A 14,877-nucleotide genomic window follows, 5' to 3' on the forward strand; every position below is an offset into this window, starting at 1 on the left:
TGCAGACCTATGCGAAAGGTTCCGTTGGGCTTTTCGCTGGCTGGGTGAACCATTTCGGTCCGGTTGCCGTCATATGGATATGGTCTTCAAGGCGGACGCCGAACTGGTTCGGCACCACGATCATCGGCTCGTTGGAGAAACACATACCTTCTGCAAGCTGAAGTGAATTGCCGCGAACGATATAAGGAGCCTCGTGAATTTCCAAGCCAAGGCCGTGACCGGCGCGATGCGGAAGGCCCGGCAACGCGTAATCTGGTCCCAGTCCGTGTTTGATGAGCGTGGCGCGAGCTGCATCGTCAAGGGTGGAACAGGCTGCACCAAGCTTCGCCGCGTCGAAAACGGCCTGCTGCGCTTCACGTTCGATTGCCCATATGCGTGAGAATTCGGGAGTTGCCTCTTCGAGCATGTAGGTGCGCGTGAGATCGGAATGATAGCCATCAATGCGGCAGCCGGTATCAACGAGAATAACATCGCCTGGCTGATAGAATTGTTCTCCATCTGCGCCATGCGGCAGCGACGTCGCTGCGCCGAAAGAGACAATGCAGAATGTCGAGCCGCCAGTAGCGCCGAGGGCACGGTGCTGTTCATCGATAAAACGCACTACTTCGCTTGCGGCGATACCGGGTTTGATGAGCGCGTGGGCGCGGCGATGGACTTCAAGTGTCAGATCCATCGCGTACTGGATGATCGCGATTTCTTTGGCTGACTTGCGGATACGTTGTTCACGGATCAGTTCGCCGCCGTCGAGCAGCCGGTCCGGCTGGATTTCTTGCCGGAGAGCGTTATAGAAAAACAGCGGGATAGCATCATCGACTGCAAGTTTAGCACCTGCCGGGAGGAGCGATGAGATCAACGCTGCGGGGCTTTCTTCTTCCTGCCAGATGTGGATTTCCCCCGTCAGATGCGGCAGGCTCTCGACCCGGCTCCGTTCGAAACCGGGAACGATATAAATAACTTCCGAAGGGGTAACGATGGCGCCCAGAAAACGTTCGCTGATGTGCCAGACGAGCCCGGTATAATAACGCAAGCTTGCCGTTGGACCCAGCAAAAGCGCGCCAATTCCGCGTTCTCTCAGTTTGCCTTGCAACAATGTTATTCGTTCAAGATACTCTTCCTGTCCGATGCGTGGAAGAGACGACGGTGAAGTCATAATGCATACCTTTGTGATTTATCTCTGGCAAAGCCTTCGCCTGGGCGCTGCTTTCTGACCGACAGATATATCACGGCTTTCATCATCTGAAAGCTGTCTCTCCAGCCTTGTATCCAAAAGCTGCTGCTTTGACCGTCTGCCACATTGCATGCCAGATCGGAAAACAATAAATGGAGCACACTGCGGTAGTGAAATTTCGGTAAAAATGGTGCAGTATCAAGCATAGGTCAGCGTCTGTGAGGTGTTATGCGTGAATTGTGGCAATGGGTTTCTGCCCTTGGTTTTTCGTTTGTTATCATCGTAGCGGCTCTCGTCTATCTCAACATGTCAAACCGGGAGACACCGGGTGACACGTTTAACCTTTTCACGAAAGTGGGTGCTGTTGCAGCCGCATGCGTCGCCGCTTTTGCAAGCTTTGCCGCCGCAGCAATTATTGATTGATTTCTACTACTTATAGCTTCAGCGAAGAAACTGCTGCTTCGCTTTTATGCACGTAATCAATGGCATCTTGTTGTCGCTGAAACAGCAGAATGAAGAGCAGGTCCGTCAGCACCAGTTGTGCATCACGTGCTGTAATTGACGATGACCGTACACGTTCTTCGTCAGCAACCGTGTACAGGCGAATATCAGCGATTTCATTCAGCGGGTTTTTGTTGAGGCCCGTAACAGCAATCACTGTCGCGCCCCACTTCCTGGCTTGTTCAGCGATGCGAAGGGTTTCGACGCTCGTCCCGGAATAGGATAGGGCAAACAGCACATCGCCCTCATGTAATGTGGAAACATTGGCCATTTGTATGTGGCTGTCGCTGTCATGCATCACATTACGGCCAAGCTTCATCAGCTTGTAGGAAAAGTCACGCGCGACAAGGGATGACGCACCGACGCCGGCAAGGTGAATACGCCGGGCGCTGATCAAGGCTTGCAAAGCGCAGTCAATGTCTTGTTCATTGTTGGCGGAAATCGTCTGCTGCATCGATTGCAGCTTGCTGCCGATCAGTTTTTGCAGAACCGTAATATAATTGTCGCCGGTTTCGATCGTGCCATGCACCACGCCTGCGGGAACCTGCCACTCCTTGGCCCGAGCCTCACTGACGGCGAGTTTGAGTTCCTGATAGCCGTCAAAGCCGAATTTCTGGCTGAATTTGACAACGCTCGACTGGCTGCGTCCGGTTGCTGCTGCCAGGGCGGAAGAGGAAAGCTTCAATACCTGTTCCGGATGATCGACGATAAACTGGCCGATCTTTCGATCCGCAACGGTCAGTTCGTTCAGTTTGGCGCTGATCTTTTGTAGAATCGACATGTGCAATTATTCCCCATTCCGGTGTCGGAAGGTTCGATATTCGATAACCTTGGTTCGTAAGACAATTTGCATTGCTTTGGAATATAAAATTCCAACATGAAAAATTGTGAGGAATTATCTCACGGTATGTATTCGAGTACGCGGCAGCACTTTAGCGAGCATATCACGGTAGATTCACGGATGGACCCGGGAGGTCACCTTCCTGCATGGGTTGAATAAATTATTCCGTCTGTAAGTTGACGAGAAGAATTTTTAATCCTAGCTTATTAACCATAAGGCGGCGCGCTTTGAACGTCGCTCGACAGGTAGGCAGGGGCATGACAGAGCAGGCATTATTATCTGAACTGGATAAGCTGGTTTCAGAAGAGCGCAATCCGCGCACCATGGATATCGATCTCCTGGCCAGTCTTGCTATCGTGCGCCGCATTAACGACGAGGACCATCTGGTACCTGCCGCCGTTGAAAAAGTTCTGCCTCAGGTCGCGCAGGCTGTCGACAGAATTGTGAACGCCTTTCGGAGTGGCGGTCGGCTTATTTATTTGGGTGCCGGGACTAGTGGGCGTCTTGGGGTTCTCGATGCATCGGAATGCCCGCCGACATTCAGCGTGTCGGAAGACATGGTGGTCGGGCTGATTGCGGGTGGCGCGGACGCATTGCAACATGCAATCGAAGGCGCGGAGGATGATCCATCCCAGGGAGAAGCCGATCTGCGCAATATAGGGCTGGCGTCGAACGACGTCGTTGTAGGAATCGCGGTCAGTGGACGCACGCCCTATGTAATAGGGGGGCTGGCTTACGCGGCATCAATTGGTGCTACGACTGTAGCGCTTTCCTGCAACCCTAACTCCACGATTGCGGCTATGGCTGAAATCGCAATATCGCCGGTTGTCGGACCAGAAATACTGACGGGCTCGACACGGCTCAAATCCGGCACAGCGCAGAAGCTGGTGCTCAATATGCTGACGACGGCGAGCATGATCCGAATAGGGAAAACATACGAGAATCTCATGGTGGATGTCAGCGCCACCAACAACAAGCTAATTGCGCGTGCGTCGCGAATTGTCATGCAGGCAACAGGCTGCGGAGCGGAGGAGGCGAAACGCGTCCTCGCCCTCACGGATAATGACGTCAAGCTCGCGATTCTTATCACCATCACCGGAATGCCGGTGGATGAAGCAAGAAAAGCATTAAAGAATGCTGGGGGATTTCTTAGACAGGCGATAAATGCCAATAAAGCGTGAGCCGAAGCGGGGAAGCGGTCGGACATTTGCATTGCAGTGATTTGCGAGGGAAGAAAAATGGGAGCGAGTTTCAAGAAAAGCCTTATTGCGGGCGCGGCCGCAATGGTATTGGGCATTGGAAGTTTTGGGGGATTGGGTGTTTCCACGGCTTTCGCCGCGACGCTACGAATGGCCTGGTCGCAGGATGCCACCGGCCTTGATCCGCACAAGCAGCCAGCATTTTCGTCGATTCGCCTGCTGGAGCTGATCTATGAGCCGCTAGTTCGTCTCGGTGCCGATCTTCAAATTGCGCCTGCCATTGCAAAGAGCTGGGAATTTTCCGACGGCGGCAAGGTTCTGACATTCAAGCTCGACACGAATGCGAAGTTCCAGAACGGCCAACCGGTAACGCCGGCCGATGTGAAAGCATCCTTCGAACGTATTCTGGATGAAAAGACAGGCGCAGTGGCGCGTGCGAATTTCGGTTCCATCGCGGCCATTGAAACTCCGGACGCCGAAACGGTTGTCTTCAAACTCTCTCAGCCCGACGTCCCGCTATTGGCTGCCATTGCCAGCATCAATGCGGCGGTCCTTCCTGAAAGTGAGATCAAGGCCGGCAATATCGGTACAAAAACCGTTGGATCAGGCCCATTCATTCTTGAGCGTTGGGAACCGAATTCCAAGGAAGTGCTGAAAGCCAACCCCGATTGGGCTGGCGGCAAGGTAGCGGTGGACGGGATCGACATCAGTGTTCTGCCGGATGAAACAGCAATTCTCGCAGCGCTTCGCGCCAAGCAGATTGATTTTGCGTTCCTCAACGATCCGCTTGTTGCAACCATGGTGCCGAACGAAAGTACCCTCGAACTGGTGCGCACTCCGGCTCTTGCCTACCATGTCCTTCAATTGAATCCATCGCGCAAGCCCATGACGGAATTGGCTGTGCGGCAGGCGATTTCCTGTGCTGTTGACCGTCAGGATGTGCTCGACACTGCATTGCTTGGCGAAGGCAAGGTGACGGGCCCCCTGACAATGCCCGCCTATGCCAGCGACCCCGACACGCTCGTCTGCTACAAGCGCGACGTCGAAAAGGCGAAGAAGCTGATGGCGGATGCCGGTTATGCAGATGGCTTTTCAGCAACAATCATTGCTGCAAATGGGGAGCCTGCAACCGCTGCCGCCGAAGCCCAGGTGCTCCAGTCGCAACTCGCCGAAATCGGCATCAAGCTCGATATCCGCATGATGGAATTGAACGTCTATGTCGATACCTGGCTGAAGGGCGATTTCGATATGGCGGTGGCGCTCAATGGCGGTTCGGCTGATCCCTATACGATGTATGGCCGTTACTGGACCAAGGCGGGCAATCTTCAGAAAGTCGCGCAATATATCGACGATACGCTTGACGATCTGATGCAGAAGGGAAGAGCCGAAACGGACCCTGAAAAGCGCAAGGTGATTTTTGCCGACTTCGAAAAGCATATAACGGAAGTTTCTCCGTGGGTTTGGCTCTATACGGCCAACAATTATGTTGCTCATCAGAAGAACATTACCGGTTTTGAGCCTCGCGCCACGGGATCGCTATTCGGCGTAACCAAGCTGCAGATCGGGCAGTGATGTCCTGAAATCCGCCACGTCTTCATTGTGGAGGCGTGGCTTTCAAGCGCCTTCCCGGACGGTGGGCCGTGAGTAATCTGACATGAATTATCTGACACGTCGGCTGCTGACATTTCCTCTGGTCATGCTGGGGGTGTCGATCCTTGTCTTCGTCTCGATCCGTATGGTTCCGGGTGATTCCATCACGGCGATGCTCGGAACCGAGGCAGGGTTGCTGACGCCGGAACAACGCCAGTCCCTCGCGCAATATTTTGGCATCGATCAAAGTTGGACCACACAGTACTGGCGCTGGCTGGGTGACGTGCTACAGGGAAATCTGGGCGTCTCGGTCACATTCGGAAAGCCGGTGCTAACAGTCATTCTGGAGCGTTTTCCGCTGACTCTGCAACTGGCGGTGATGTCGATGATTATCGCATTGCTCGTTGGCCTGCCTGCCGGTGTTTATGCGGCAACGCGCAGCGAAAAAATGTCCGATCTGGCGGTGCGCATTTTTGCAATGATTGGCCAGTCAACCCCGAGTTTCGTTCTTGGTCTTCTCTTTATTTACATTCTGTCGGCAGGGTTTGGCGTGTTGCCCACCATGGGAGAATTTACGCCATTGTGGGTAAATCCGTGGCAGAACTTTTTGCAGATGATTTTACCCGCCGTAACGCTCGGCTTTGCATTTGCGGCGTCGGTAACACGCATATCGCGGTCGGCCATGCTCGATGTTCTCAGCGATGATTATGTCCGCACAGCCCGCAGCAAAGGCGCTTCGGCCCGTTCTGTTGTCTGGCGGCACGCATTGCCCAATGCACTTATCCCGGTTGTGACATTGAGCGGAGTGGAATTCGGTTATCTTCTGGGCGGGGCTGTGCTGGTTGAACAGATTTATGCCCTGCCAGGGCTGGGGCGCATGGTGCTCGATGCGATTTTGCAGCGCGATTATGCGCTGGTGCAGGGCAGCATCCTCTTCATCGCCTTCAACTTCATGATCGTCAATCTGCTGGTTGACCTTCTCTACGTTGCGCTTGATCCGCGCATTCGGTTGGGGGAAAACTGATGCAGATACTGCGTTCCGTTTTTGCTCACCCGAGTGGCCGTATCGGTGGGTTCATCGTACTGATCTATCTGATTGTAGCCTGTCTCGGCTATTTGGGTTTCACGCCGGATGATCCATTGATGCAATACCGGATAGACAGGCTGCGTCCTCCAAGTAGCGTCCACTGGATGGGAACTGACCTTTTCGGACGCGACGTCATGAGCCGCCTGATGGCAGGCATCGCGCAATCCTTCATCGTAGGCTTTTCTGCAGTCGGCATTGCCGCTTCTGCGGGAACAGTTCTGGGATTGACTGCGGCATGGTTCGGGCGCTGGTGGGACGGTGCCGTCATGCGCATCATGGATGTGCTTCTGGCGTTCCCGGCAATCTTGCTCGCGCTTCTTATCATTGCCGTTGTTGGACCGGGAACAGGAACAAGCATCGCCGCCATCGCCATCGTCTACACCCCGATTTTCACGCGGGTTGTGCGTGGTCCGGCCTTGTCGATCAAAACACGCGAATTCGTTGACGCGGCCCGTACGTTCCACAGCAGCAACCGTTATATCCTTTCCCGCCACCTGCTGCTTAATCTGGTAGCCCCTTTGACCGTGCAGATCACATTGGCGCTCGCCTGGTCGCTGTTGACTGAGGCAGGCTTGAGCTTTCTGGGGCTCGGCACACAGCCACCCGCTTCGTCGCTTGGTCTCATGCTGGCCGATGCGCGCAATCTCATGGAAACCGCGCCATGGCTGCTGGCATTTCCGGGACTGGCGATCATGATCGGTATTCTCGGCTTCAACCTTCTGGGCGATGCCCTGCGCGACATCCTGGATCCCAGAATGCGGAGGGTCGCAGCATGAACGAGCTTTTGTCCGTCTCGAATCTGCGCGTGGGGTTCGGCCGCAATCCCGAAGCCAACGAGATCGTGCGCGGTGTGAGTTTTGATCTCGCTGCCGGAGAAACGCTGGCGATTGTGGGAGAAAGCGGCTCCGGAAAATCTGTAACGGCTCTGTCGATCAATCGACTTGTGGATTTTGGTGGTGGCCGCATCATCGACGGGACGATCAAGCTGAATCGCGCCGATGGCACCACGATTGATCTAGCCACTGCGAAAGAAGCCGAGCTGACGAAAATCCGCGGCGCCGAAATTGGCATGATCTTTCAGGAGCCGATGACGTCGCTTAATCCTGTGCTCACTATCGGGACACAAATTGAGGAATCGTTCCGTCTCCATCGCGGGCTGACCGGAAGGCAGGCCGCGGCTGCTGCCAAGGACGCACTTGATCGCGTGCGTATTCCCGATGCCGCACGACGGCTTAAATACTGTCCGAACCAGCTTTCCGGCGGCATGTTACAGCGGGTAATGATTGCAACGGCGCTTGCCTGCAATCCGCGTCTCATGATCGCCGACGAGCCAACAACCGCACTTGACGTTACGGTACAAGCGCAGATCATGGCACTGCTCGCAGAGCTGAAACGCGAAACCGGCATGGCGATGATCTTCATCACGCATGACATTGGTCTGGTCGCGGGAATGGCCGACAAGGTCATGGTGATGCAGCATGGTAAGGCGGTTGAACAGGGACAGCTGAGCGCTGTTCTCGACCGTCCTCAGCATCCATACACACAACATCTCCTGAAGGCTGTACCGCATTTTGAAAGTGGGAAAGCGGTGCGAAACGATAGCGTGCGCACAACGCTATCGGGAGCAAAACCAATCCTGTCGGTGGAAGGATTGACGGTCCGTTTTCCGGTCAAAGGCGGTTTTCTGGGTCGCAGGCTGGGGGCAGTGCATGCGGTGGAGAACGTCGATCTTGATCTCATTCCCGGTGAAACGCTGGCGATTGTGGGGGAGAGCGGTTCTGGAAAATCGACAACGGCGCGAGCCATTCTCGGACTTGTCAGAGCTTTACGCGGGAAGCTTGAAATCGGTGCAACTGGCACCAGCGATGCCCGGGACACATCTTCGGTACAGATGGTTTTCCAAAACCCCTACGCATCGCTCAATCCGCGTCTGCGTATAGAGAGTATCCTTGCCGAGCCGGTGATCGCGGCTGGCGGGCGCGACGGGCCGGAGACGCGGCAGAAGATGCTGCAATTGCTTGAACGCGTTGGTCTGCCCGCCAACAGCTTGGATCGCTACCCACATGAGTTCTCGGGCGGGCAACGCCAGCGGCTCTGTATCGCTAGGGCATTGATGCTCAATCCTTCCGTGGTGGTGCTGGACGAGGCTGTTTCAGCCCTCGATGTTTCAGTGCAGGCCAAAGTTCTGGAATTGCTGATCGATCTCCAGAAAGAGCGTGGCCTTGCTTACTTGTTCGTGTCGCATGACATGGCAGTAGTGGAACGCATCGCCCACCGGATTGCTGTCGTCTATGCCGGGCAGATCGTGGAAATCGGCGATGCCGGAGCAGTCCTTTCTGCGCCGAAACACTCCTATACGAAGCGGCTGATTTCTGCTGTTCCAAGTATTGATCGTCGCAATCAACATTTCAGCCTGGACACACGGCAAGTGCCGTCGCTCGTTCGCCCCTTGGGTTATGAGCCGGCTCCGGCACAGTGGCAGACATACGGCCATGACCATATGGCCCGAACCGAGGCGTAGTCACATGGCAGAATCAAGAGGTGGCCTTCCTGTCGATACGGCCTTCACGGCTCGTTTCGAAAGAGCTTTCGCTTTGCTGATGGAAGCATGTCGTTCCAGTCGTATTCCTGGCGGGGTTCTTGGGATGGTCGATCTCTCCGGAAACCGGGCTGTCCGGGCGACAGGTCATGCCCAGCTTATCTCGGCCCGGCGCGCGATGACAACGGATACCTGGTTCGATCTTGCATCGCTGACAAAAGTGATTTTCACCACTCCCCGCATTCTGGCGTTAGCCGAGGAAGGCGCCATTGATCTTGATGCGCCATTGACAACGTTGCTTCCTGATCTTCGTCAATATGACAACGACGCGTGGGAGCGCAGGGTCACGTTCCGTGAATGCCTTGGTCATCAGACGCCCTTTCCGTCAGTCGAACCGATATATACCTACGGGCGCGATCCGAACCTGTTGCGTGCATTCGTTCTGCAGCGCGAGTGGCGCAAATGCGAACCGGTTTACTCGGATATCAATTTCATCTTGCTTGGCTTTGCGTTGGAGAGGCTCTACGGCAAGACCATTCGCGAGATGGATCCCGGCGAAGGCTTTGCATTTTCGGCGGAGCCGGAAGTAAGTGCGGCAACTGAAAATTGCACTTGGCGGAATCGGGTGCTGTGTGGCGAGGTACACGACGATAATTGTTCGGCGCTGCAGGGGGCGGCTCATGCGGGTCTGTTCGGGACCGCGGCCTCCATACTCGACTTTGCGCTTGGTTTGCTTGATGGCAGCGGCGCGTCGCGAAACGTTATCGAACAGATGCGCCAGCCACTATCGGCTACCCGGACACATGGCTGGGAACGGCCTTATGACGGCTGGTCGGGCGGCAATTTCAATTCAAAGGACACGATCGGCCATACCGGTTTCACGGGAACGGGCTTGTGGATCGATTTTGAAGCGGGCAGGGCATGGACCCTGCTCACGAACCGCATTCACCCGACGCGCCATTTCGACAGCGGTATTCTTTCGCTGCGGCAGAGCGTCGGCGACGCAATTTCATTGGGATAGGAGACGTCTATGCAACCAATATGGGCCGTAGGTCTTATGACCGGCACTGTTCTCGATGGGAACATCGATGTTGCCCTCCTGAAAACCGACGGTGAAACCATCGCTGAATTTGGCGCCTATGCGTTGAAACCTTATTCGCGCTCGATTCGCGATCTTCTGGAACAGGCGCAGGCCGAAGCCCGCCTCTGGAATTTCGAAGGTCCGGAGCCTGCCGTGTTTGCCGAGGCTGAAGAAGCGCTGACGCGCGCGCAGTCTGCAGCGGTGCGTGAACTGGTAGAGGAGAGCGGACTGTCGATGACGGAAATCGGCGTTGTTGGTTTTCACGGCCAAACGGTGCTGCACCGTGCGCCGCAAGGAGACCGGTTGGGCGATACCCGGCAACTTGGCGATGGAAAGCTAATGAGCAAATTGTTGGGAACAAAGGTCGCTTATGATTTCCGGACAGCAGATATTCGTGCTGGTGGGCAAGGTGCGCCGCTCGCTGCGGTATATCATGCTGCCTTGCTGCGCAGTGCCGATGACAGCGGGAATACCGCGATTCTTAATCTGGGCGGCGTCGGTAACATTACCTGGTGGGACGGTGGTGACACGCTGGTGGCATTCGACACCGGTCCAGCCAACGCGCCTCTTAACGACTTTATGAAGTCGCGCGGATTGGGTGAGATGGACCGGGACGGAGCGCTGGCAGCAAAAGGTTCGGTAGACGAGGCTCGGCTGGCCCGATTGCTCCAGCATCCTTATCTCACCGCGCCATATCCCAAATCTCTCGACCGGTTCGATTTTACCGATGCGATGGCGGATGGCCTGAATGATGCAGATGGCGCGGCGACATTGACTGCGTTCACAACCTCAGCAGTGGGCAAGGCGCTGGACATACTGCCGCGCCGGCCGCGACGGCTGGCTGTGAGCGGAGGAGGTCGCCGCAATCCGACGATGATGCGTATGCTGGTCGAGCGTGCGAAAGTGGAACTCGTTCCTGTTGAAACGCTTGGCTGGCGGGGGGATGCCGTGGAAGCGGAGTGTTTTGCATTTCTCGCGGTCCGGGTTCTGCGCGGACTACCCATCAGCTTTCCAAGCACAACGGGTGTGCCGAAGCCAATGACGGGGGGAGAAATGGCAGGCTGAATTAGGGATTCCGGTCGGCTATTTTCTACAGGGCAACGTCATTACGTTGCCCTGTTTGGTTAGGGCGGACATTCGAACCTCAACTGATTATCAGGCATGGCATGTTAAACGTGGCTATTATATAAAAGATATCTAATATTTGCGAGGGTCGCCTACTGCGGCCATACGAAGTTACGTTGCATCATGGGCGCTTTTGATATTTCAATTTATTGCAGATAAGCATGAAAAGGTACAAATTCCGTGCAATCTTCACGTTGATTTAGGCATTTCTATTTAATGGTTTAATTTAACATGGAGAATGCAATGAAACTCATCCGGGCCCTTTTCTGTCTGGTCTTGCCCCTCGCCTGGTTGTCCGGGGCAGCCGCCGACCCCCTGGCGAAGCCGACGGGTAAACCAATTCTCGTCATATCCGGCAAAATCTCGAATACGAATGTTGGCGATACGGCCCAATTTGATCGGGACATGCTGGAATCAGTTGGATTGGTGACCGTGGAAACGGCAAATCCCTGGTATGACGGTCGCGTACGTTTCGAAGGCGTATCGATGGACAAGCTTATGTCGCTTGTCGGCGCGAAGGGAACGAAGGTGACCGCTGTTGCTTTGAACGATTACGTCAGCTCGTTGCCGTTGGACGACTTCAAAAGATTCAATGTCATTCTTGCCATGAAGCGGGATGGGAATTACATGCCGGTTCGCGACAAAGGACCATTGTTTATAATCTACCCTTATGACAGCGACCCACAGCTCCAAACTCAGACCTATTACACACGTTCTGCCTGGCAAGTTGCCAAGCTGATAGTTGAATAGAGGCAAGTGTGAGACGGATTCTAGGCGTCATTATCTGTTGTTTTGTAGTGGCGACGGCGTATATCGCCTATGTCATTGCCGAACGACAGACTGCGCTTCAGAAATTCTCCCGTTATAACGACTCCTGGGCCATAGGGCAGACGGTGTCTGAATATATGCGGCTCGAGCACGTTCTGGCTGGGTATGCCCTGAATATGAACGAAGAAAGCCGCGACGAATTACGGCTTCGTCTTGATATCATGTTGGGTCGGCTGGAATTGCTGCAACAGGGCAATCTGCGATCTTTCATTCAGGACGACCCGGAACATCGCGTTTTGTTTTTGAAACTAAGCGATGTTCTGCATGCGCTTGATAGTCAGCTGGACAAGTTGGATGTAGACGGCATCAAAACGATTCTGCAATCAATGAGTATACTTGATGGACCGATGACAGCGCTTGCATCAACGGCCGTCGAATATGACGTAGGGCTTATCGATGCCGCACAGGCCGAAGTTCGCCAGTTACATCTCATTTACACCGGTTTAGCGGCTGGCCTCATACTTTGCGGCGTGGTGCTGGTTATTCTTCTGCTTCGCCATAACAAGCTGCTTGATCGGGCGCATGGCAGCATGCAACGCCTGACGAGCGACCTCCGGCTGGCGACAGGTGAACTTCAATCTCAGAATTTCCGGCTCGAGCACGATGCTCATCATGATGCTTTGACCGGTTTGCCCAATCGCGTTCTCTTCCGGCAGGATTTGCAAAAAAGGCTTGAGGCTGCGCAATCTGGCGGTCCATCGGCGATTATTCTTCTTCTGGATCTCGATGGCTTCAAAGACGTCAACGACACACTTGGGCACGATGTCGGGGATGCATTGCTGCAGGCGGTCGCCGGGCGCCTCACCAAGCTCGGCGAACGGGGCGATATGGTATGTCGGTTGGGGGGAGACGAATTTGCTCTCCTTTCGACAGGGCTGCGGGGTGAAGCAGCCCTGGAGCTTGCAGACCGCCTGATGAAAGCCATCAGCCAGCCTTATCATGTAGGCGAGCTGGAGATAAAAATTGGAACTTGTGTCGGTGTCGCAATCTCTCAGGGCGAGCCGGATACGGAAGAGCTTTTCAAGCATGCCGATCTTGCGCTTTACGAAGCAAAGGCGCTCGGGCCTGGCCATGCAAGTGTGTTCGAGACGCAGATGCAAACACGTTTGCGGGAAAAGAAGTCAATCGAAGCCGATCTTCAGAAAGCGTTGGAGAACGGTGAGATGGAAGTTTATTATCAGCCGCAGGCTTGCACCATAACACGGGAGATATGCGGTTATGAGGCCTTGCTCCGCTGGACCCACCCGATCCGAGGTTCTGTTTCGCCCGTCGACTTTATCCCCGTTGCCGAAAAGATCGGCTTTATTCATGCTCTTGGAGACTGGGTGCTGAAGACTGCCTGTCTGGAAGCTGCCCATTGGAACAAGCCGCTCAAGATCGCCGTCAATCTCTCTCCCGTTCAGTTTCGCAGTCTGAACCTTATTCAGAGCGTCATTGATGCGCTGGAGAAAAGCGGACTTGGCGCGAATAGGCTGGAACTTGAAATCACGGAATCAGTTTTGCTGGATAAAAACGAGCAGACCTTGAGTACGCTACGCCAGTTGAAAGCACTCGGCATCCAGATCGCGATGGACGATTTCGGAACGGGCTATTCATCGCTTGGCAGTCTCAGCGGCTTCCCCTTTGACAAGATCAAGATTGATCGCACTTTCGTGCGCGATGTGACAACCCGACCAGATGCACTTGCGATTGTCGAACTAGTAACCGGGGTAGGGCGCAGCCTCAGAATGATAACAATTGCGGAAGGCATCGAAACCGAGGAGCAGTTCGAATGCCTCAAACGGTTGGGATGCGATCAGGTCCAAGGTTACCTGATAGGCAAGCCGATGCCGGCATCAAAGCTCAGGCATCTTCACGGTCGCGGTCGGCAGCACGTGAAGCCAGTCGACCTGGTTTCACATCGTGAATGATAGCTTCGCATGGAACTGGCTTCAAAGACGCAAATCAGTTTATGCTCATACTTAATCGCATCGCAATCTGTTCGTTCGAACATAATGTTCTGATGCTGGGGAATTGGGGCTTAGGAATTGCTGGAAGTACACGGGATACACGTACCGATTACGTCAGACGAGGTTTCGCCGGTTATTTGGCGGGCTTTGACGAGCGGCAGCTATGAAGCCAAGGAAGCACGGTCGATTTTCAAGGCGGTGAAGCCGGGAGATCGTGTCCTTGAGCTTGGATCGGGCATTGGGATCATCACGTCTATCATCGCCAAGATCTCAGACGTGACAGTTTGGGCGTTCGAGGCTAATCCGTCCACTGCGGCGCTCGCCCGACGTGTCATTGATGCTAATGATCTCGACAACGTCGTCCTCTCGCAAGGTATTCTCACTGCGGGGGAGCCTTGCTCGTTCCGTTTTTATGTACGGCGCGACCTGTGGATGTCATCCATGGATGAGAACCAAGGGCCATATGAACATGTCATAGAGCTGTCCTCGGCCAACATTGATGAATTCATTGCTCGTTACAGTATCAATGTCTTGGTCATGGATATTGAAGGTGCTGAGTGCGATCTGCTCCAAAAAGCGGATTTGACAGGCGTGGAGCGTATCTTCCTCGAACTGCACGATCATCTTTATGGCTTGGCGGGTATCCGGGATATCACGCAAGCGCTTGCTGGCAAGGGTTATGCATATGATCCCCGTGGCTCCCAGGGCGCATGCGTCTTGTTTGCCAAGGATGACGGTATACGCGAATACGAACCTGAATAGCGCGTCGCACCCTTAACCTTCTGTTTTTGGAATGAGCCGCCCTGAGCGGCTTATTTTGTTTGTTGGCCTGTGGAAAGAAATTTTGAAAAAAGTTATGATTGGTCGTTGACAGTTTTGCTTGGTGGGGTCTATATGGCGCCACAACGAGGGCGGCGGCGCCGCAAGCGGCAGGCTGATGCGTCCTTGGAGTTGGTTGAAAGAGTTGGG

Annotated in this window: 15 protein-coding genes; 11 read left to right on the forward strand and 4 right to left on the reverse strand. The window is 54.5% G+C overall.

The window, feature by feature from the left end:
- Window positions 1-7 precede the first annotated feature (7 nt).
- On the reverse strand, window positions 8-1,150 hold the full coding sequence (locus AC0TNJ_RS16895) for a M24 family metallopeptidase (protein ID WP_473771770.1): 1,143 nt from the start codon (window positions 1,148-1,150) through the stop codon (window positions 8-10).
- The gene (locus AC0TNJ_RS16900) at window positions 1,147-1,374 is read right to left on the reverse strand and encodes a hypothetical protein (protein ID WP_473771771.1); all 228 of its coding nucleotides are present in this window, start codon (window positions 1,372-1,374) and stop codon (window positions 1,147-1,149) included. Before AC0TNJ_RS16900 ends, AC0TNJ_RS16895 begins: the two co-directional genes overlap by 4 nt.
- A 22-nt stretch (window positions 1,375-1,396) precedes the next feature.
- On the opposite strand from AC0TNJ_RS16900, the gene AC0TNJ_RS16905 reads away from it, so the two are divergent.
- The gene (locus tag AC0TNJ_RS16905; protein ID WP_122001020.1) at window positions 1,397-1,591 is read left to right on the forward strand and encodes a hypothetical protein; all 195 of its coding nucleotides are present in this window, start codon (window positions 1,397-1,399) and stop codon (window positions 1,589-1,591) included.
- A 10-nt stretch (window positions 1,592-1,601) separates the two neighbouring features.
- Here the strand turns inward: AC0TNJ_RS16905 and AC0TNJ_RS16910 are convergent, their stop codons facing one another.
- Window positions 1,602-2,450 (reverse strand): MurR/RpiR family transcriptional regulator, encoded by an 849-nt coding sequence (locus AC0TNJ_RS16910; RefSeq protein ID WP_473771772.1) that lies wholly within the window; start codon window positions 2,448-2,450, stop codon window positions 1,602-1,604.
- A gap of 317 nt (window positions 2,451-2,767) precedes the next feature.
- On the opposite strand from AC0TNJ_RS16910, the gene murQ reads away from it, so the two are divergent.
- The 10 genes from murQ (at window position 2,768) to AC0TNJ_RS16960 (ending at window position 14,670) form a co-directional block, all read left to right on the forward strand.
- Window positions 2,768-3,691, forward strand: a complete 924-nt coding sequence (gene murQ / locus AC0TNJ_RS16915; RefSeq protein ID WP_473771773.1) for an N-acetylmuramic acid 6-phosphate etherase — start codon at window positions 2,768-2,770, stop codon at window positions 3,689-3,691.
- A gap of 57 nt (window positions 3,692-3,748) precedes the next feature.
- Entirely contained in the window at window positions 3,749-5,281 is a 1,533-nt protein-coding gene (locus AC0TNJ_RS16920; protein WP_473771774.1) for an ABC transporter substrate-binding protein, read from the forward strand.
- An 82-nt stretch (window positions 5,282-5,363) separates the two neighbouring features.
- Window positions 5,364-6,323, forward strand: a complete 960-nt coding sequence (locus AC0TNJ_RS16925) for an ABC transporter permease (RefSeq protein WP_122001016.1) — start codon at window positions 5,364-5,366, stop codon at window positions 6,321-6,323.
- A complete protein-coding gene (locus tag AC0TNJ_RS16930) occupies window positions 6,323-7,162 on the forward strand; it encodes an ABC transporter permease (RefSeq protein ID WP_473771775.1) in 840 nt (279 codons plus the stop codon). The genes AC0TNJ_RS16925 and AC0TNJ_RS16930 overlap by 1 nt, the downstream gene beginning before the upstream one ends.
- Window positions 7,159-8,907, forward strand: coding sequence for an ABC transporter ATP-binding protein (locus AC0TNJ_RS16935; protein ID WP_473771776.1), 1,749 nt, complete (start codon window positions 7,159-7,161; stop codon window positions 8,905-8,907). The genes AC0TNJ_RS16930 and AC0TNJ_RS16935 overlap by 4 nt, the downstream gene beginning before the upstream one ends.
- Window positions 8,908-8,911: 4 nt before the next feature.
- Window positions 8,912-9,946: a serine hydrolase domain-containing protein gene (locus AC0TNJ_RS16940; RefSeq protein ID WP_473771777.1), complete on the forward strand. Its 1,035-nt coding sequence runs from the start codon at window positions 8,912-8,914 to the stop codon at window positions 9,944-9,946.
- Window positions 9,947-9,955: 9 nt separating this feature from the next.
- Window positions 9,956-11,071 carry an anhydro-N-acetylmuramic acid kinase gene (locus AC0TNJ_RS16945; RefSeq protein ID WP_473771778.1) on the forward strand — a complete coding sequence of 372 codons (1,116 nt, stop codon included), beginning with the start codon at window positions 9,956-9,958 and terminating at the stop codon, window positions 11,069-11,071.
- A gap of 303 nt (window positions 11,072-11,374) precedes the next feature.
- The gene (locus AC0TNJ_RS16950) at window positions 11,375-11,881 is read left to right on the forward strand and encodes a molybdopterin-dependent oxidoreductase (RefSeq protein WP_122001011.1); all 507 of its coding nucleotides are present in this window, start codon (window positions 11,375-11,377) and stop codon (window positions 11,879-11,881) included.
- An 8-nt stretch (window positions 11,882-11,889) separates the two neighbouring features.
- Window positions 11,890-13,869, forward strand: a complete 1,980-nt coding sequence (locus AC0TNJ_RS16955) for a putative bifunctional diguanylate cyclase/phosphodiesterase (RefSeq protein ID WP_473771779.1) — start codon at window positions 11,890-11,892, stop codon at window positions 13,867-13,869.
- A gap of 117 nt (window positions 13,870-13,986) precedes the next feature.
- Window positions 13,987-14,670, forward strand: coding sequence for an FkbM family methyltransferase (locus tag AC0TNJ_RS16960; protein WP_473771780.1), 684 nt, complete (start codon window positions 13,987-13,989; stop codon window positions 14,668-14,670).
- A 12-nt stretch (window positions 14,671-14,682) separates the two neighbouring features.
- On the opposite strand, the gene AC0TNJ_RS16965 is transcribed toward AC0TNJ_RS16960, so the two are convergent.
- Window positions 14,683-14,877, reverse strand: a 195-nt coding sequence (locus AC0TNJ_RS16965) for a hypothetical protein (protein WP_473771781.1), incomplete at its 5' end; no start/stop codon positions are given.

The organism is Ochrobactrum sp. PL_is483 (genome assembly GCF_055816855.1).